This window comes from Shewanella cyperi, from assembly GCF_017354985.1.
GTDB lineage: Bacteria > Pseudomonadota > Gammaproteobacteria > Enterobacterales > Shewanellaceae > Shewanella > Shewanella cyperi.
The window spans coordinates 4,049,400-4,066,464 of sequence record NZ_CP071501.1; the positions used below are offsets into that span (position 1 = coordinate 4,049,400).

16 protein-coding genes are annotated in these 17,065 nt (G+C 58.9%); 11 read left to right on the forward strand and 5 right to left on the reverse strand.

The annotated features are described in order from the left end of the window. Positions 1–68 precede the first annotated feature (68 nt). Positions 69–2,105, forward strand: a complete 2,037-nt coding sequence (gene prlC, locus JYB84_RS17990; RefSeq protein WP_207321372.1) for an oligopeptidase A — start codon at positions 69–71, stop codon at positions 2,103–2,105. 123 nt (positions 2,106–2,228) lie between these two features. Further along, positions 2,229–2,759 carry a thioesterase family protein gene (locus JYB84_RS17995; RefSeq protein WP_207321373.1) on the forward strand — a complete coding sequence of 177 codons (531 nt, stop codon included), beginning with the start codon at positions 2,229–2,231 and terminating at the stop codon, positions 2,757–2,759. 12 nt (positions 2,760–2,771) lie between these two features. On the opposite strand, the gene JYB84_RS18000 is transcribed toward JYB84_RS17995, so the two are convergent. Together JYB84_RS18000 and JYB84_RS18005 are read right to left on the reverse strand one after the other, a co-directional pair. Further along, on the reverse strand, positions 2,772–3,419 hold the full coding sequence (locus tag JYB84_RS18000; protein WP_207321374.1) for a glutathione S-transferase family protein: 648 nt from the start codon (positions 3,417–3,419) through the stop codon (positions 2,772–2,774). An 87-nt stretch (positions 3,420–3,506) separates the two neighbouring features. Beyond that, positions 3,507–4,424: a LysR family transcriptional regulator gene (locus JYB84_RS18005; protein ID WP_207321375.1), complete on the reverse strand. Its 918-nt coding sequence runs from the start codon at positions 4,422–4,424 to the stop codon at positions 3,507–3,509. 111 nt (positions 4,425–4,535) lie between these two features. Here JYB84_RS18005 and JYB84_RS18010 point away from each other — a divergent pair, with 111 nt between their 5' ends. The 6 genes from JYB84_RS18010 (at position 4,536) to JYB84_RS18035 (ending at position 12,583) form a co-directional block, all read left to right on the forward strand. Continuing rightward, positions 4,536–5,387, forward strand: coding sequence for an NAD(P)H-binding protein (locus JYB84_RS18010; RefSeq protein ID WP_207321376.1), 852 nt, complete (start codon positions 4,536–4,538; stop codon positions 5,385–5,387). 64 nt (positions 5,388–5,451) lie between these two features. Then, positions 5,452–6,141, forward strand: a complete 690-nt coding sequence (locus JYB84_RS18015) for a DNA-3-methyladenine glycosylase I (protein ID WP_207321377.1) — start codon at positions 5,452–5,454, stop codon at positions 6,139–6,141. A gap of 221 nt (positions 6,142–6,362) precedes the next feature. Next, complete coding sequence (locus JYB84_RS18020) at positions 6,363–7,511, forward strand: efflux RND transporter periplasmic adaptor subunit (RefSeq protein ID WP_207321378.1); 1,149 nt, start codon at positions 6,363–6,365, stop codon at positions 7,509–7,511. 15 nt (positions 7,512–7,526) lie between these two features. Then, on the forward strand, positions 7,527–10,688 hold the full coding sequence (locus JYB84_RS18025) for an efflux RND transporter permease subunit (RefSeq protein ID WP_207321379.1): 3,162 nt from the start codon (positions 7,527–7,529) through the stop codon (positions 10,686–10,688). 537 nt (positions 10,689–11,225) lie between these two features. Further along, positions 11,226–11,795, forward strand: a complete 570-nt coding sequence (locus JYB84_RS18030; protein WP_207321380.1) for a LemA family protein — start codon at positions 11,226–11,228, stop codon at positions 11,793–11,795. 140 nt (positions 11,796–11,935) lie between these two features. Further along, on the forward strand, positions 11,936–12,583 hold the full coding sequence (locus JYB84_RS18035; RefSeq protein WP_228290981.1) for a lytic transglycosylase domain-containing protein: 648 nt from the start codon (positions 11,936–11,938) through the stop codon (positions 12,581–12,583). Positions 12,584–12,585: 2 nt separating this feature from the next. Here the strand turns inward: JYB84_RS18035 and JYB84_RS18040 are convergent, their stop codons facing one another. Then, a complete protein-coding gene (locus tag JYB84_RS18040; protein ID WP_207321381.1) occupies positions 12,586–13,440 on the reverse strand; it encodes a 23S rRNA (adenine(2030)-N(6))-methyltransferase RlmJ in 855 nt (284 codons plus the stop codon). Positions 13,441–13,574: 134 nt separating this feature from the next. On the opposite strand from JYB84_RS18040, the gene JYB84_RS18045 reads away from it, so the two are divergent. After that, positions 13,575–14,321 carry a class I SAM-dependent methyltransferase gene (locus JYB84_RS18045; protein WP_228290843.1) on the forward strand — a complete coding sequence of 249 codons (747 nt, stop codon included), beginning with the start codon at positions 13,575–13,577 and terminating at the stop codon, positions 14,319–14,321. Position 14,322: 1 nt separating this feature from the next. Here JYB84_RS18045 and JYB84_RS18050 read toward each other — a convergent pair whose 3' ends face one another. Then, positions 14,323–15,207, reverse strand: coding sequence for a DMT family transporter (locus JYB84_RS18050; protein ID WP_207321383.1), 885 nt, complete (start codon positions 15,205–15,207; stop codon positions 14,323–14,325). Positions 15,208–15,315: 108 nt separating this feature from the next. Between JYB84_RS18050 and JYB84_RS18055 the strand changes: the two genes are divergently transcribed. Next, positions 15,316–15,819, forward strand: coding sequence for a MarR family winged helix-turn-helix transcriptional regulator (locus JYB84_RS18055; protein WP_207321384.1), 504 nt, complete (start codon positions 15,316–15,318; stop codon positions 15,817–15,819). Positions 15,820–15,874: 55 nt separating this feature from the next. Beyond that, the gene (locus JYB84_RS18060; RefSeq protein ID WP_207321385.1) at positions 15,875–16,630 is read left to right on the forward strand and encodes a PilZ domain-containing protein; all 756 of its coding nucleotides are present in this window, start codon (positions 15,875–15,877) and stop codon (positions 16,628–16,630) included. 27 nt (positions 16,631–16,657) lie between these two features. On the opposite strand, the gene JYB84_RS18065 is transcribed toward JYB84_RS18060, so the two are convergent. Beyond that, a complete protein-coding gene (locus JYB84_RS18065; protein ID WP_207321386.1) occupies positions 16,658–17,059 on the reverse strand; it encodes an acyl-CoA thioesterase in 402 nt (133 codons plus the stop codon). Between the last annotated feature and the right edge of the window lie 6 nt (positions 17,060–17,065).

Below are 17,065 nucleotides of genomic sequence, written 5' to 3' on the forward strand. Positions count from 1 at the left end.
CGCCTTGATAATTGCCGCCACAGGCCTTATCTATGGCCTATACACAGACCCGATTCCGAGGATCCCCTATGAGCAACCCGCTGTTGTCCCCATCGACACTGCCGCCCTTTTCCAGCATTCGTCCCGAACACATAGAGCCCGCCGTCAGCCAGGCACTGAGTCATTGCCGCGCCGAAATCGAGCGGGTATTGGCCGCCGGCGACTTCAGCTACGAGGGTCTGGTGACACCGCTGGAGCAGGCCGATGACGAGCTGGGTCAGCTCTGGTCCCCCGTGTCCCACATGAACTCGGTACTGAGCACCGACAGCTGGCGCGCGGCCCACGATGCCTGCCTGCCGCTGCTGTCCGAGTACGGCACCTTTGTCGGCCAGCATGAGGGGCTGTACCAGGCCTATAAGACATTACACGGCTCGGCGGAATTTGCCGGCCTGCCAAGGGCCAAGCAAACCCTTATCGAACACAGCCTGCGGGATTTCGAGCTGTCCGGCATAGGTCTGGACGCCGCTAAAAAGGCGCGCTACGGCGAAATCGTCAAGCGCATGTCCGAGCTGACCAGCAGTTTTTCCAACAATGTACTCGACGCCACCCACGCCTGGAGCAAACTGGTGACAGATGAGGTCGAACTCAAGGGTCTGCCCGAGTCCGCCCTGGCCGCCGCCCGCGCCATGGCCGAGGACAAGCAGTTGGATGGCTGGCTGTTCACCCTGGATTTCCCATCCTACCTGCCGGTAATGATGTATTGCGACAACCGGGCGCTGCGGGAAGAGTGTTATCGCGCCTTTGTCACCCGCGCCTCGGACCAGGGTCCCAACGCCGGCGAATTCGACAACGGTCCGCTGATGGAAGAAATCCTCGCCCTGCGCCACGAGCTGGCCCAGTTGCTGGGATTCGAAAGCTTCGCCCACAAGTCCCTGGCCACCAAGATGGCCGAGAGCCCGAGCCAGGTGGTGAGCTTCCTCAACGAGCTGGCACTGCATTCCAAGGCCCAGGCCAAGACCGAACTGGCAGAGCTCAAGGCCTTCGCCGCCGAGCACCATGGCGACGCGACGCTGGAAGCCTGGGATCTCAGCTTCTACGCCGAAAAGCTCAAACAACACAAATACGAGATTTCCCAGGAAGAACTGCGCCCCTATTTCCCCGAGGACAGGGTGCTTGGCGGCCTGTTCCACACGGTGGAGCGTCTGTTTGGCCTGCGCATTGAAGAGCAGAAAGAATTCGATCGCTGGCACAAAGACGTGCGCCTGTTCCATATCTTCGATGCCAGTGGCGAGCAGCGCGGCAGCTTCTTCCTCGACCTCTATGCCCGCAGCGGCAAACGCGGTGGCGCCTGGATGGACGAGTGCCGGGTACGCCGTCGCGGCCCCAATGGCCTGCAACTGCCGGTGGCCTACCTGACCTGCAACTTCAACGGCCCGGTCGGCGGCAAACCGGCGCTGTTCACCCATGACGAAGTCACCACCCTGTTCCACGAATTCGGTCACGGCATCCACCATATGCTGACCAGGATAGAAGTGGCCGGGGTGTCGGGTATCAATGGTGTGCCCTGGGATGCGGTGGAGCTGCCGAGCCAGTTCATGGAAAACTGGTGCTGGGAGCAGGAAGCACTGCAAGAGATCTCCGGCCATTTCGAGACCGGCGAGCCCCTGCCCAAGGCCATGCTCGACAAGATGCTGGCGGCGAAAAACTTCCAATCCGGCATGATGATGCTGCGCCAACTGGAGTTTTCGCTGTTCGATTTCCGCCTGCACCTGGAATATGACCCCGCCAAGGGCGCCCGCATCCAGCAGACCCTGGACGAAGTGCGCGAACAGGTGGCCGTCCTGATCCCGCCGGCCTTCAACCGCTTCCAACACAGCTTCTCACACATCTTTGCCGGCGGTTACGCGGCGGGCTACTACAGCTACAAGTGGGCCGAAGTGTTGTCGGCCGATGCCTTCTCCCGCTTCGAGCAGGAAGGCATTTTCAACCCCGATACGGGCCATGACTTCCTGACCAATATTTTGGAGATGGGTGGCAGCGAAGAGCCCATGACCCTGTTCAAGCGCTTTATGGGCCGCGAGCCCAGCATAGAGGCACTGCTCAGGCACAGCGGTATCGAAGCGTAAAGGCCTTGGCTTAATGACAAGGGGCGCACTGCGCCCCTTTTTGCTGCCGGTCCCCGGCGCCTTGCCTGCTGGTATGACCTCTGTTAGCCTGTGCTTTTAAAGCAAAAACTCAAGAACCGACCCATGAATCTGTATTTCCGCTTAATCTGGTTGTTCCTCTGGCGCGTACGCCACTGCCGCAGCATAGGTTTTCTCGACACCAGCCTGATCCAGTACCGGGCGCTGCCGTCTGACTGCGACATCAATATGCACCTGACCAACAGCCGCTATCCGGCCTTTATGGATCTCGCCCGCACCTTTATGTTGGCGGAAATGGGCCTGCTGAAGCGCTTCCTCAAACTCAAGTGGATGCCGATAGTCAATGCCGCTGAATTCACCTATATCCGCGATATCAAGCCGCTGCAAAAATTCACCATTGAAAGCCGGGTCGTGGGTTGGGACGATAAATATTTCTATATTGATCAACGGTTTGTCAGCGATCGCGGTCTGCACTGCATAGTGCATGTGCGCGGGGTATTCGTTTGTAACCGCAAGCAGGTGCCCATCAGCGAACTGATCCGCGAGGCGGGTTTCGAGGGAGAGACCCCTGAGCTGACGCCCGAGGTACAACAGTGGAAGGCCTTTTTGCAACTCAAGAAGGAACGCAACAGCTGATCAGGGCGCGGCTCAAGGAATGTTGCGCACGCCCGCGGTTTCCTCGGCCTGGGCCAGGGTAATTTCGTCGGTCACCAGCTCCCAGGCGCCGCGGATATTGGCCTGTTGCCGGTAACGGCACAGATTATCCAATTCGAACGGCGTCAGGAGATCGAACAGGGTATCCAGGCAGGGCACCAGGGCGCAGTCGGCCAGGGTAAAGCCATCGCCCACCAGCCAGTGGTTATCGGCCAGCTGGTTATCCAACTCCTGCAAGGTCAGCCAAAGCCTGTTGCGCAACTGCCGGATTTTCAACTCGTCCTGCCGTGACTCATTGAGCAACTGCTCCAGCACAAATAGCTGATTATTGAGATCATTGTCTATCAGCCTGTCCCACAGCCGTACCCGCAAATTCACCGAGGGCATATCCGGCAACAAGCGGGTGCCACCGCGCACCTGCCGGTCCAGGTATTCTATGATGATGCTGGATTCGGGCAATAACAGGCCATCGCTGGTCTTCAACAGTGGCAGCTTGCAGGGCGGATAAATCTGGGCAAATTCGGCCCGCTGCACAGGATCGCGTAGCTCCACCACCCGGGGGAAAAAATTGGCCTGCTTCTCATACAGACCCAGCAGGACCTTTTGGGAATAGCGTGACAGCGGATGATAAAAAAGCTCCATGACACCTGCCTTGCAGCAACCACCTACAAGTTAACTTTAGCCGCAGACGCCACAGAGGGTGCAGTTTTCTGCTGTATTGTTTGCCGGTTATCCGGGATTAGCCTCAGCCCGACCGGGAAACAGTCGCTCCCGCAGGAAATCCAGCAGCACCCGCACCCTTGGAGGAGTCGTATCACGGTAGGGGTGCAGCGCGAAGATCCCGCCCTCGCGCAGATGATAGTCAGGTAACAGCCGCACCAGCTCACCACGTGCCAGTTGCTCCGTCAGCAGGTTATCCGGCAATACCGCCACCCCCAACCCCTGGCATGCCAGCGCCAACAGGGCATTGGTGCTGTTACAGCTGATAAAGGGCGTTACCCGTATCCGGTATTCCTCGCCCTGGCTGTTGTGCAGCACACAGCTGCGGGGCAAATGGCTTGAGGCATGCATCAGCCAGCGATGGCTGTGCAGATTGTCCGGATGCAAGGGCTTACCGTGGCGGGCTATGTACTCGGGGCTCGCCACCAGCAGCTCATCAAAACTGCCGAGCTTGATGGCCTTGAACTCAGAATCGGCTGGCCACCCGGCCTGAATGGCCACATCTATTTGCTGCTCCAACAGGTTCAGTTTGTTGTCTTCCAGCAGCAGGGTCAGGCGCAGGTGGGGAAAGCGCTGATGGAATTCACCGATCAGCGGCAGCAGATTGCGCTCCCCCAACCCCACGGGTGCAGTGACCCTCAGGCTGCCGTACAGCTGCTCGTCGCTGGGACGGGTAACGGCTTCCGCCTGCTTGGCCAGCAACAGCAGTTCGGCACAGTAGTGATAAAAGCCCTGACCATCTTCGGTGAGGCTGATACGGCGGGTGGTGCGGTGCAGCAGCTGGCAGCTGGTACGTTGCTCCAATTTTTTCAGGTGCTGGCTGACCATGGAGCGGCTGATCCCCAGCACCTCGGCAGCCGAGGTCAGGGAGCCCTGCTCCACCACAGTGGCGAACACCAGCATTCGATAAAGTTGTGCCGCGTCCATAGCCGCCCCTTTTGTTTAATTTCACTTACCAAAGCTATAAGTAAACCACTCATTATCAATTTTAGCCACGGGCGTACACTGACGACGTCAATTCAACCCGAGGAAAACAAGATGATCCTGATTTTCGGAGCGGCCGGCGATCTGGGCCGCCGCGTCACCCAAGCCCTGTTGCAACACGTCCCCGCCAACCAGTTGCGCCTGGCGAGCCGTCAGCCGGAGCGCCTGGACCATAGCGGCGCTGAAACTGTCTATGCCGATTTTGGCGAGCCGGAGTCACTCGCTGCCGCAATGCAGGGTGTCAGCAAGGTACTGCTGATTTCCGGCGATGCCCCCAACGATGTGCGCCTGGGGCAACATTTGGCGGTGATACAGGCCGCCAAGTCCGCCGGGGTCGAACAACTGGTGTATACCAGCTTCCAGTTGGCCAACCTGGACTCGGCCTTCGACTTTGCCCGCAGCCACGGCGCCACCGAGGCCGCCTTACGCCTGTCAGGGGTGCCTTTCACCCTGGTGCGTAACGGTCTTTATGCCGAGCTAACCCTGATGGGGCTGGAACAGGCGCTGCAGAAGGGCGAGCGCTTCAATGCCAGTGGTTCCGGCCGCTTTGCCCCCGTACTCAAGGATGATCTGGCCGAGGCTTTGGCCAAGGTGTTGACCGAACCGGGTCATGTGGGCCAGACATACACACTGCAGGGACCCGAGTTGTTCAGCCAGGCCGGGATCAGCGCTCTCATTGCCGACATCAGCGGCAAGGCGCTGCGGACGGTGGACATCAGCCCGGAGGCACAACAGCAGACGCTGCTCGCCATGGGATTGCCGGAATTTCTCGCCCGCGCCCTGGCAGGTAACAGCCGCGCCATTGCCAATGACGAATACCTGACTGCCGAAAATCACCTGCCGGCCCTGCTCGGCAGGACACCCGGCAGGCTCGAGACTTTGCTGCGACAGGCACTGTCCCACTGATCCGGGGAGGACGTGAAGGCGACTTGGGGTTACACTGTCAGCTCCTTGTTGCCGGAGAGTCCCCATGCAAAAAGCCGAACCTTTCAAGCACATCTATGAACGCGCCTGCGAACGCAAGGGCGGTGAATCCGGACTGGCGCAGCTGCTGCCCCAGGTGCTGACGGCAGCAGAATACCGCAACCACTCCGATGCCGAGCTGTTGTCGGCCATCAGCCGTCAGGTGTTCCAGAGCGGTTTCGTTTGGAAGGTGGTGCAAGCCAAGTGGCGGGCCTATGAGCAGGCCTTTTTCGGCTTCGAACCCCTAAAGGTGTTGCTGCTGTCGCCGGAGCAGTTGGCGGCGCGGGCAGCAGACCCCGATCTTATCCGTCACGCTAAAAAGACCCAGGCCATCTATGACAATGCCATTATGGTGACCGATATCGCCCGCGAGCACGGCAGCCTGGCGGCTTTTATCGCCGACTGGCCCACGGCGGATATCACGGGTCTGTGGCAACAGCTCAAACGCCGCGGCGCCAGGCTCGGCGGCAATACCGGCCCCTATTTCCTGCGCGGCACCGGCAAGGACACCTTTTTGCTGAGCACAGACGTGCAGGGTTACTTCAAGGCCCACAAGCTGGTGGATGGCAGCTTCAGCTCCCAAAAGACACTGGCCCAGGTGCAGGCCACCTTCAATGACTGGCAGCAGCAAACGGGTAAGCCTCTGGCCCATTTGAGCCGCATCCTGTCCTGCTCTGTCGGCGACAATCGCCTCTAAGGCGCCAGGCAGCAACGGGGCTGCAACATTGAGCAACACCCGGGTGAAAATCAGCGAAAAACCTTAACTAAACCTTTGCATAGGCAGAGAAATTTTCAATGTTTTACACTTTCAATCCCAAGGCCGCTTGTCCTGCTGTGGGGGCTGTGCGATAACTGGGGGCTGGACCAAATTACCCCGTCTTGGGTAATGGTGTATGTCCGAAATTTAAGGAGAGTCAGATGCGGCAACTGTTTGGAATTGCCTCGGCCATCAGCATGGCCTTGTTGATCAGCGCCTGTGACAACAAGGCCGAACAAGGCACACCCCAGGGACAGACACCCCCACCGACAGCCGTAGGCGTGGTGCAGGTGCAAAGTGGGCCCCAAACCCTAACGACCGAGCTGCCGGGCCGCAGCCGCGCCTATCTGGAAGCCGAGGTGCGCCCTCAGGTATCGGGAATCATTACCGAACGCAACTTCACCGAGGGCGGCATGGTCAGCCAGGGCCAGTCCCTGTACAAGATTGACGATGCCAGCTTCCTTGCGGCACTGAAAAGTGCCGAAGCGGATCTGGCCAGTGCCCACGCCGGGCTCGCCAGCGCCAAGGCCAGGGCGGCCCGTTATCAGGCGCTGCTCAGCAGCAAAGCCATCAGCAAACAGGACTTCGATGAGGCCGATGCCTCCTTCAAGGAAGCCAAGGCCCGGGTGGCTCAGGCGGAAGCCGCGGTCAACAATGCCAAAATCAACCTGGACTACACCCAGGTGCGCGCCCCCATTGCCGGCCGCATCGGCAAGTCCAGCATCACCGCCGGCGCTCTGGTGACCGCCAATCAGTCCATGACCCTGGCCACCATACAGCAGCTGGACCCCATTAACGTTGACATCAGCCAATCCAGTGCCCAACTGCTGGCACTGAAAGCCAAGCTGCGCCGGGGCCAGTTGCAGGCCAGCGACCATGCCGAGGTCGAACTGCTGCTGGAAGACGGCAGCCTGTATGAGCACAAGGGCCAGCTGAAATTTGCCGAAGTCAACGTCGAAGAGACCACGGGCTCGGTGATCCTGAGGGCGGAATTCCCCAACCCGGATCAACTGTTGCTGCCCGGCATGTATGTGCGTGCCCGGGTGAATATGGGCACGGATCCTGCGGCCATTCTGGTGCCGCAAAAGGCCATTTCCCGCAACACCAAGGGCCAGGCCGTGGCCATGGTGGTCAACCAGGACAACCAGGTTGAGGCCAGGGTGGTCACCACAGCCGAGGTGATAAGCAACCAGTGGCGCATCACGTCCGGGCTGCAGGATGGCGATCAGCTGATCATCGAGGGCCTGCAGAAGATAAGACCCGGCGCGCCCGTCAGCGCCACACCGGCCACCACCAGCCCAGCGCACTAATCGGGGACAGAGCTTATGGCACGTTTCTTTATCGATCGCCCCATCTTTGCCTGGGTGATTGCCATCATAGTGATGCTGGCGGGGGTATTGGCCATTCGTGACCTGCCCGTGTCCCAGTATCCCAAGATAGCGCCGCCGACCGTGGTGATCAGCGCCTTCTACCCCGGCGCCTCGGCCAAGACCCTGGAAGATTCGGTCACCCAGGTGATCGAACAGCGGATGACGGGCCTCGACCATCTGCGCTACATCAACTCCACCAGCGACGGCTTTGGCAATGCAGCCATCACCCTGACCTTCAACGCCGATGCCGATCCCGACATAGCCCAGGTGCAGGTGCAGAACAAGCTGCAATCGGCAATGCCGCTGCTGCCCCAGGAAGTGCAAAACCAGGGGGTCCGGGTTAACAAGGCATCCTCTGGCTTCCTGATGGTGCTGGGCTTTGTTTCCGAAGACGGTTCCATGGACAGGAGCGATATCGCCGATTATGTGGGCTCCAATATCCAGGACCCCATGAGCCGGGTGCCGGGCGTGGGTGAGCTGACCCTGTTCGGCTCGCCCTATGCCATGCGCATTTGGCTCGACCCGCTCAAGCTGACCCAATACAACCTGACCTCCCAGGACGTGATTGGCTCCATCCGCGAGCAGAATGCCCAGGTGTCCGCGGGTCAACTGGGGGGCGCGCCGTCCTTGCCCGGTCAGCAGCTCAACGCCACGGTATCAGCCCAAAGCCGCCTGACCACAGAGGAAGAATTCCGCAATATCATACTCAAGTCCGACACCTCGGGCGCCAAGGTGTATCTGGGCGATGTGGCCCGAGTGGAGCTCGGCGCCGAGAGCTATGTGGTGCAATCCTTCTACAACGGCCGCCCGGCTGCGGGTTTGGCAATCCAACTGGCGACAGGGGCCAACGCCCTGGCAACCGCCGATGCGGTACGGGCCAAGATAGATGAGATGAGCCCCTTCTTTCCCCAGGGGTTGAAGGTGGTTTATCCCTATGACACCACGCCCTTTGTCGACAAGTCCATCGAGGGCGTGATCCATACCCTGCTGGAAGCCATAGTGCTGGTGTTCCTCATCATGTACCTGTTCCTGCAGAATTTCCGCGCCACACTGATCCCCACCATAGCCGTGCCCGTGGTCTTGCTGGGCACCTTCGCCATACTCTCGGCCATGGGCTTTTCCATCAACACCCTGACCATGTTCGCCATGGTGCTGGCCATAGGCCTGTTGGTGGACGACGCCATTGTGGTGGTGGAAAACGTCGAGCGGGTGATGCAGGAGGAAGGCCTTGGGGCGGTTGAGGCCACCCGCAAGTCCATGGATCAGATCACCGGCGCCCTGGTGGGCATAGGTCTGACCCTGTCGGCGGTATTCGTGCCCATGGCCTTTATGACGGGCTCCACCGGGGTGATCTACCGCCAGTTCTCCATCACCATAGTCTCGGCCATGGCCCTGTCGGTGATGGTGGCCCTGATCCTGACCCCTGCCCTGTGCGCTACTTTCCTCAAACCCATCAAGCCGGGACATGTGCACGAAAAGACCGGCTTCTTCGGTGCCTTCAACCGCACCTTTGACAATCTTACCCAACGCTATTGCGGCAGTGTGGCCGGGATACTCAAGCGCGGCCTGCGCTTTGCCGCCATCTACCTGATGCTGGTGGTGGCCACCGGTTGGCTGTTCAGCCGCATGCCCACCGCCTTCCTGCCCGATGAAGACCAGGGCATTTTGTTTTCCCAGGTAATTCTGCCCACCAATGCCACCCAGGAATCCACGGTCAAGGTGCTGGACAAGGTGTCGGATCACTTCCTTGAGGGCGAGAAGGACAATGTCAATTCGGTGTTTACCGTGGCCGGTTTCAGCTTTGCCGGTATGGGTCAGAACATGGGTGTCGCCTTCGTCAGCCTCAAGGACTGGAGTCAGCGCACCGGGCCGGGCCAGGATGTGGAATCCATCTCCGGCCGCGCCATGGGCGTGCTGTGGCAGATTAAAGAGGCCTTCGCCTTCGCCTTCGCGCCGCCGGCGGTGATCGAGCTGGGCACAGCCAACGGTTTCGATCTGTTCCTGCAGGACAAAAACGGCATGGGCCATGAGCAATTGGTGGCGGCCCGTAACCAGCTGCTGGGACTGGCGGCCCAGAATCCCAATCTGGTGGGGGTGCGCCCCAACGGCCAGGAAGATGCCCCCATGTACCAGCTGCACATAGATCACAGTAAGCTGCGGGCCCTGGGCGTGGATATCAATAACGTCAATAACGTGCTGGCCACCGCCTGGGGTGGCAGCTATGTGAACGACTTTATCGACCGTGGCCGGGTGAAGAAGGTCTATGTCCAGGGTGATGCCCAATTCAGGATGCAACCGCAGGACATCAACAGCTGGTATGTGCGCAACCACCAGGGCGAGATGGTGCCCTTCTCAGCGTTCGCCGGCGGCAGCTGGGAATTCGGCTCCCCCAGGCTGGAGCGTTTCAACGGTCTGCCGGCGATGAACATCCAGGGCAGCACAGCCCCCGGCTACAGCACAGGTGACGCCATGCGTGACTTCGAGGAGATGGTCAAGCAGCTGCCACCGGGATTCGGCATCGAATGGAACGGCCTGTCCTATGAGGAACGGCTGTCGGGCAATCAGGCCCCCGGCCTCTATGCCCTGTCGATTCTGGTGGTGTTCCTGGTGCTCGCGGCCCTGTACGAAAGCTGGTCCGTGCCCTTCGCCGTGGTGCTGGTGGTGCCCCTTGGGATCATAGGTGCCCTGGTGGCCATGACGGGAAGGGGCCTGGCCAACGACGTGTTCTTCCAGGTGGGCCTGCTGACGACCGTGGGGCTGGCCACCAAGAACGCGATCCTGATAGTTGAGTTTGCCAAGGAATACTACGAGCATGGCGCCGGCCTGGTGGAAGCCACCCTGCACGCGGTGCGGGTGCGGCTGCGGCCCATCCTGATGACCTCGCTGGCCTTTGGCCTCGGCGTTGTGCCCCTGGCCATCTCCAGCGGCGTGGGCTCAGGCGCCCAGAACGCCATAGGCACGGGGGTGCTCGGCGGCATGATGAGTTCCACCTTCCTCGGTATCTTCTTTATCCCGCTGTTCTTCGTGTTGGTGGAGCGGCTGTTCAACCGCGGCGAGCGCAAGACACAGGAAGCCGAGCCCGGCCCTGGTCCGGAATTGGAACCGGAAGCAGACTGAGGTTCTACCCCAACAGCCCCGCCTTGCGGGGCTTTTTTATGACCCCCGGCTCGCACTCTGCAACAAGGTAAAATTGATGTTAACGGTGCCCCACGCCAATCACGCCCGGCATCGGCTGTTTTGACAACTCGGATTTTAAGCCATGGGCCGAAATGCGGGATAAAGATGGGATCAGGGGTCAATAATTCACCATCACGCACTTAACCAGCAGTCAATTTAACCAATGAATATCAATTGCTTATACTTGATAACTGGTAAGCGGCTCAGTATGCGCTGACTTTTTCACCAATAACTCTATGGTTATTTTGGCTGTAGCCCGGGAAAACCAATTAGCCGCTGTTTTTGACAATTAACTCTCTGCATACCTGTCCCCTTGGGTAAGGTTTTTTACCTTACCGGTTAAGTAACAACCACTTTGGGCGGGGTTGAAATTGCGGGAGTGCTGGTGCAATTTGCTGCGATTTATGGTTAGCTGTGAGCCAATTTCTGGCCGAGCTTGAGTTCGGTTCCAATAAAATCAATAAAAAAGGAATCAAAATGGAAGGTTTGCTGCTGGGATTGGGATTGCTGCTGATCCTGACCTATCTCTGGTACGTCAGCCTGCTGAAAAAGCGCGCCACGGCCCGTGAGGCCTTGCAGAGCGTGGATCATCAGCTCAGCAAGCGCAGCCAGCTTATCACCACCCTTTTGGCGCGGGCGCAAACCGAAATGGCGCACGAGCAGCCTTTGCCGGCCGACATCATCAAGTTGCAGGAGCAAACCGACGGGCCCTATCAGCCACAGGATGCCAGGGCATTGCAGCAGCATCTGCAAGCGGCGGATCAGTTGCACGGCAAAATGAGCCTGCTGTTTGCGCAATTGGAAAATACTCCCACATTGCTCACCGACAGCGTGCTGTTGCAATCCATGCAGGCCTACAGCGAACTGGAAACCCAGCTCTGCAGCGCCAGACGCTTTTACAATGCCGCCGTCACCGAGCTCAATACCGCAGTGGCCATATTCCCAGGCTCCATAATCGCCAGGCTCGCCAACATAGGCCCCATGCCTTTTTATGAAGCCGGCGAGGCCGACCAGGCTCCGGTCAACACCTGCGATCTGCAGAAATAGCGGCATATTGGCGCCAAGGCTTTGCTATTCTTGGCATATTGTCAAAACAGGAACCTCTGCCAGTGACAGCCAGGCTGTACCTTTACATACTGCTCTTGCCCCTGCTGACTCTCCAGTCCTGGGCTGAGGAGCCCAAACGGCTGGCCGCTAATTCTGCCGCCGGGGTGACGACGCCGGCTGAGCCAAACCAGGGCAAAAAACCACGCCTGAGCGCCAAATATTCGGATCAGGGTACCCAGGGGCCCAAGGTCAAGGTGTACCAGTATCGCCAGGATAACGGCACCATGGCCTTCAGCGACAAACCACCCGCAGATCAGCGCTTCAGTGTCCTGCTCTACGACTGTTTCGCCTGCGATCCCGCCTCCAAGGTGGACTGGCGCACCATCAAGTTACACCGCAGTTTTGATAAGCAGATCCGCGAAGCAGCCAATACCTATGCCCTGGAACCGGCGCTGATCCGCGCTGTGATCCATGCCGAATCCGGTTTCAATCCCAAGGCGGTGTCACGCACCGGCGCCATGGGCCTGATGCAATTGATGCCGGAAACGGCCAGGGAGTTGGGGGTGCGTAACGCCTTCGCCCCGGAGCAGAACATACTCGGTGGCAGCCGTTATCTGGCAAAGATGCTCAAACGTTTCGACGGCAAGCTGGATCAGGCGCTGGCGGCCTACAACGCCGGCGCCACCACGGTCCAGGACTACCGTGGCGTGCCGCCCTACCCCGAAACCCGGGCCTATATAGAAAGGGTCAACATATTGCTTAAACGCTATCGTAATTTTCGCGTCTAAACCTACTCGCCCACTTCCCATTTCACAGTGACCTGCCCATCGGGCTGCCCCAGCAGGGCTGACAGGCTTTGCAGCACCTCGGTCGCTATCTCATCCAGTTGCCAGGGGGGATTGATCACCCAAAGTCCGGCGGCCGTCATGCCAAACTCATCCGAATCGGGCTTGATGGCCTGCTCGATCCGCAGCTGCCGACGTATGCCGCTTTCTTTCAGCAGACTCAACATGGATTCGGTCTGGGCGCGATTCACCACGGGATACCAGAGCAAATACACCCCGGTGGCAAACTTGCGCTGGGCCTTGATGATGGCTTCGGCCACATCCCGATAATCGCTCTTAATCTCATAGCTGGGGTCTATCAGCACCAAACCCCGACGCTCCAGCGGCGGCACGGCTGCGAGCAGTCCCTTGAGGCCATCGCCGCGCACCACCTTGGTCTGGCGATCCGCATCAAAGTATTCCGCCAGCAGCTGATGATCCGTGCCATGCAACTCATGCAGCACCATGCGATCCTTGTCCCGCAACTGCATATCCACCAGCGCAGGAGAACCCGGATACCAGGCCAGCTCTTCGGCCGCGCCACCATTGCCCTCGTTGAAGTGGGCCACACACTCCAGATAATGGACCAGTGACGCCGGCAGATCCTGACGGCCCCACAGGCGCCCGATGCCGTCTTTGAACTCGGCGGTCTTCTGGGCAAACTCATCATCAAGACAATAGCCACCGGCACCGGCATGGGTGTCTATGTAGACAAATGGCTTATCTTTTTTCTGCATCAACTCAATGGTTTGAAGCAGGATCGCGTGCTTGAGCACATCGGCGTAATTGCCGGCATGGAAGCCGTGGCGGTAACTCAACATAATGATTTCCGAAACAAACGGGCCGTCAGCCCTGAATGGGGGCATTATATCTGCAATCCTGTGCCCTGTATGCTTTTGTGCCCCGCAGCGAGGCAAGCTATACTGCCGCCAACCTGATTAACGGAAGCCCGGTCTTGAATCCCATCGCCATCCACCTTGCCAACCCCGAACTGTACACCCTTTGTGATCGCTGGGCACTCAAGCCCGACGATGGGGCCCCGTTTGCGTTGGAAATGGTGGAGGACAGGCTGACCCTGTTCAAACGGGACGAGCCCAAGCTGGGTGGCATCTGCGTCGACTTTGTCAGCGGTGCCGTCGCCCACAGACGCAAGTTCGGTGGCGGCCGTGGCCAGTCCATCGCCAAGGCGGTGGGCCTGAAACAGGGGGCCACCCCCACGGTGGTGGATGGTACCGCCGGTCTGGGTCGCGACGCCTTTGTGCTCGCCAGCCTGGGGTGCCGTATGACCCTGATAGAGCGTCACCCAGTGGTGGCAGCCTTGCTGGAAGATGGCCTGCGCCGGGCCTACCAGGACCCCGAAATCGGCCCCTGGATGCGGGAGCGCATGACCTTGTTGCACGGTTCCAGCCTGGAAGAATTGGCCAGGATAGAACCCCGTCCCGAGGTGGTGTATTTGGATCCCATGTATCCACACCGGGATAAATCGGCGCTGGTGAAAAAGGAAATGCGGGTATTCCAGTCCCTGGTGGGCGCCGATACCGATGCCGATGGCTTGCTGGCACCGGCATTGGCGCTGGCCAGCAAGCGGGTGGTAGTCAAACGTCCCGACTACGCTGACGATCTCGATGGTGTTAAACCCTCCACCGTCATTGACACCAAGAAAAACCGTTTCGACGTCTACGTCATCGCTGCCCTGAGCTGACTCAGGTTTCCGCCAGGACAGGGCGGTTCAGTCTCTGCCACAGTGCAGGCAGCAGCGAGGCGGCTATCATGCCCGCCATCAACAGGTATTGGCCCTGACTGTAACTTTCCCCCAACAACATGGTTCCCAGGCTGATACCGGCCACGGGATTGGCTATGCCGCCGAAGGTAAATTCCACCACGGACATGCGTTGCATCAACCACACGTACAGGCCATAGGCCAGGGCGGTGTTGATGAGCACTATCCAGGCCAGCCCCGCCAGGTTACGACCGTCCAGATTGGCAAAGGCGTCGAGATAGGCTTGCGGCGCGAACCAGGCATGCCCCAGGCTAGCCAGGGCCAACAGAGTGCCACCAACTATGAGCTGCCACACCAATACATCCCACCAATGCAGGCGACCGCTGAGGGTTTGGGTCAGGCGACTGCCGCAGATAATACAGCCGATGGCTGCCACCATGGCCAGCAATCCCAAAGGATTGAGTTGCATCGACGCCGGATTGAACAGCTGCCAACCAAGCAGCAGCAATAAGCCGCCGGCCACCAATTGCACCTGACTGGGGCGCTGCCTGATCACCACAAACTGGAACAGCATGGCAAACAGCGGCACAGATACCATACCCACCCCGGAGATGGCCGACGGTAAGGTGTGGGCCATGACAAAGATCAGACTGAAGAAGGCGGCGATATTGAGTGCCCCCAGCCCCAGCAGCGGTAACCAATGCTGCCGGACCGGCAGGCTGGGTTTAAACATCCACAACAGCAATCCCGCCGGCAGGGCGCGGATGGCCCCCAAGAGCAAAGGCGGCCATCCGGGCAGACTCATCTGGGTAACGGCATAGGTAGTGCCCCAACAGGCGGCGGTCAACAAGGCAAAAAGTAAATTCATATAAAGTATCTTTATATCAAGACATATTGTCAGCCTAACGGAATTATTACTGACGGTAAAGTATCTTCATGTTAAATTAAATTTCAGTTATCAGCGCCGGAAGTAAAAATGGACGCCATAGACAGGATCCAGGCCCAGTGGGCCGCAGAAAAACCCGCACTCGACACCTTGCCCATGGGCATCATTGGCCGTCTTGGCCGCCTGGCCAAGCATCTGGAACAACAACTTAGCGCCTGCCATCAGGAGTTCGACCTCAAACCGGGGGAATTTGACGTACTCGCCACCCTGCGCCGGGCAGGCGCCCCACACAGACTCACACCTTCCGGTCTGTTGCAGACCATGATGCTGACCTCGGGTGCCATGACCAACCGCCTCGACCGTCTGGAGCAAAAAGGACTGATTGCCCGTGAACACAGCCAAAGCGACAGGCGCAGCGTTGAAGTGGTGCTGACCTATGCCGGCTTGACCCTGGTGGAACAGGTACTGGACGCCCATGTGCGTCAACAGCAAGCCCTGTTGGCTTCCCTGCCCAGGAAAGAGCAACAACAGCTCAATGAGCTCCTGACCCTGTGGTTGGCACAATTTGAACAACCCCTTACGTCAGGCGACTGATTTATGGTCTATTCTTGAGCTGACAGCTTAACCATACCGGATGGGATCAGGCGCCATGACACACAGCACCCCCGATGACTTTGAACGATTTGACTCTGTTCCCTGCAACACCGAAGTGTACCTGCAGTTGCTGACCCCCACCCAACCCATCCGCCTGCGCACCCGCCTGATAGGGATACATTCCCGCAGGGCGGTATTGCTCGAGTTTGGTAGCGATCGCCATTGGTTGGCGGCCAAACCATACATCAAGGAAGACAGGGGCGTGATAGTGCGGCTGCTGAACAGCGATGACCCCAGCGGGCATGTGTTCGCCTTTCGCTCAACCATCAGCCGCATCATGTCGGCCATGTACCAATGGATAGTGCTGGATTACCCCAGGGATCTGGAGCAATTGGCGCTGCGCCAACACAGCCGCCTGCAGGTCAATGTGCCGGCGCAATTGCAGGCCAATGACAGCACCCACAAGGTATCCGATGGCCATATTTGCGATATCTCCATCGGTGGTGGTGCCTTCATCGGCAAAGATCTGGGTGAAGACTGCGTCGACAAGCACTACAGCCTGAAATTCACCGATGACAGGGATGGCCGCAGCACAGTGCTGCCGGTCACCATCAAGAATCAGCAATTTATAGACGCAGAGAATAACCTGACCCATTACGGCCTGGTGCTCAACTGCTCCCAGCAGGAAACCGAAGCCCTGGTGCAAAGGGTGATCCTGAGGCACCTGATCCAGGAGCTGCCTGGCAAGCAGCCCCTATCGGAAGAGACAAAGGCCGGGGAAGACAAGGGCGCGCCGGCAGCCGACCAATAACTCCCTCGGCCAAGATAGCGAGAAAAATCAGGCAGAAGTGGTCAGATAGGCTTCCAATTGACTGCGGATATCGGCCGGAATGGGCTGGCTTTTTTCATTCCCGTAGTCGTAGTGCACCAAGGTGGTCTTTGCTTCGGCGGTTTGTACGCCGGCCTGGAAGGCGCGCTGGAACACCTCAAAACTGGAGCTGCCGATGCGGCTTATCTGGGTAACCACTTCGACTGTCTTGCCGTAATAGGTGGGCGCACTGAAGGCCACACTGAAGCCGGCCACAATCAGGTTCCAATGCTTAAGATCCAACTCGGGGTTGAAGATGGCGAACACGGGCTCACGGGCGGCCTCGAACCACACGGGGATTACCGTGTTGTTGATATGACCCAGGCCATCGGTTTCATTGAATCTGGGTTGGATACTGAGCTCAAACTGCATGGCTGG

What these genes read in the sequence shown, in the direction of transcription:
- prlC (WP_207321372.1), top strand. Translation starts at nt 69, where the DNA reads ATGAGCAACCCGCTGTTGTCCCCATCGACACTGCCGCCCTTTTCCAGC.
- JYB84_RS17995 (WP_207321373.1), top strand. Translation starts at nt 2,229, where the DNA reads ATGAATCTGTATTTCCGCTTAATCTGGTTGTTCCTCTGGCGCGTACGC.
- JYB84_RS18000 (WP_207321374.1), bottom strand. Translation starts at nt 3,419, where the DNA reads ATGGAGCTTTTTTATCATCCGCTGTCACGCTATTCCCAAAAGGTCCTG.
- JYB84_RS18005 (WP_207321375.1), bottom strand. Translation starts at nt 4,424, where the DNA reads ATGGACGCGGCACAACTTTATCGAATGCTGGTGTTCGCCACTGTGGTG.
- JYB84_RS18010 (WP_207321376.1), top strand. Translation starts at nt 4,536, where the DNA reads ATGATCCTGATTTTCGGAGCGGCCGGCGATCTGGGCCGCCGCGTCACC.
- JYB84_RS18015 (WP_207321377.1), top strand. Translation starts at nt 5,452, where the DNA reads ATGCAAAAAGCCGAACCTTTCAAGCACATCTATGAACGCGCCTGCGAA.
- JYB84_RS18020 (WP_207321378.1), top strand. Translation starts at nt 6,363, where the DNA reads ATGCGGCAACTGTTTGGAATTGCCTCGGCCATCAGCATGGCCTTGTTG.
- JYB84_RS18025 (WP_207321379.1), top strand. Translation starts at nt 7,527, where the DNA reads ATGGCACGTTTCTTTATCGATCGCCCCATCTTTGCCTGGGTGATTGCC.
- JYB84_RS18030 (WP_207321380.1), top strand. Translation starts at nt 11,226, where the DNA reads ATGGAAGGTTTGCTGCTGGGATTGGGATTGCTGCTGATCCTGACCTAT.
- JYB84_RS18040 (WP_207321381.1), bottom strand. Translation starts at nt 13,440, where the DNA reads ATGTTGAGTTACCGCCACGGCTTCCATGCCGGCAATTACGCCGATGTG.
- JYB84_RS18050 (WP_207321383.1), bottom strand. Translation starts at nt 15,207, where the DNA reads ATGAATTTACTTTTTGCCTTGTTGACCGCCGCCTGTTGGGGCACTACC.
- JYB84_RS18055 (WP_207321384.1), top strand. Translation starts at nt 15,316, where the DNA reads ATGGACGCCATAGACAGGATCCAGGCCCAGTGGGCCGCAGAAAAACCC.
- JYB84_RS18060 (WP_207321385.1), top strand. Translation starts at nt 15,875, where the DNA reads ATGACACACAGCACCCCCGATGACTTTGAACGATTTGACTCTGTTCCC.
- JYB84_RS18065 (WP_207321386.1), bottom strand. Translation starts at nt 17,059, where the DNA reads ATGCAGTTTGAGCTCAGTATCCAACCCAGATTCAATGAAACCGATGGC.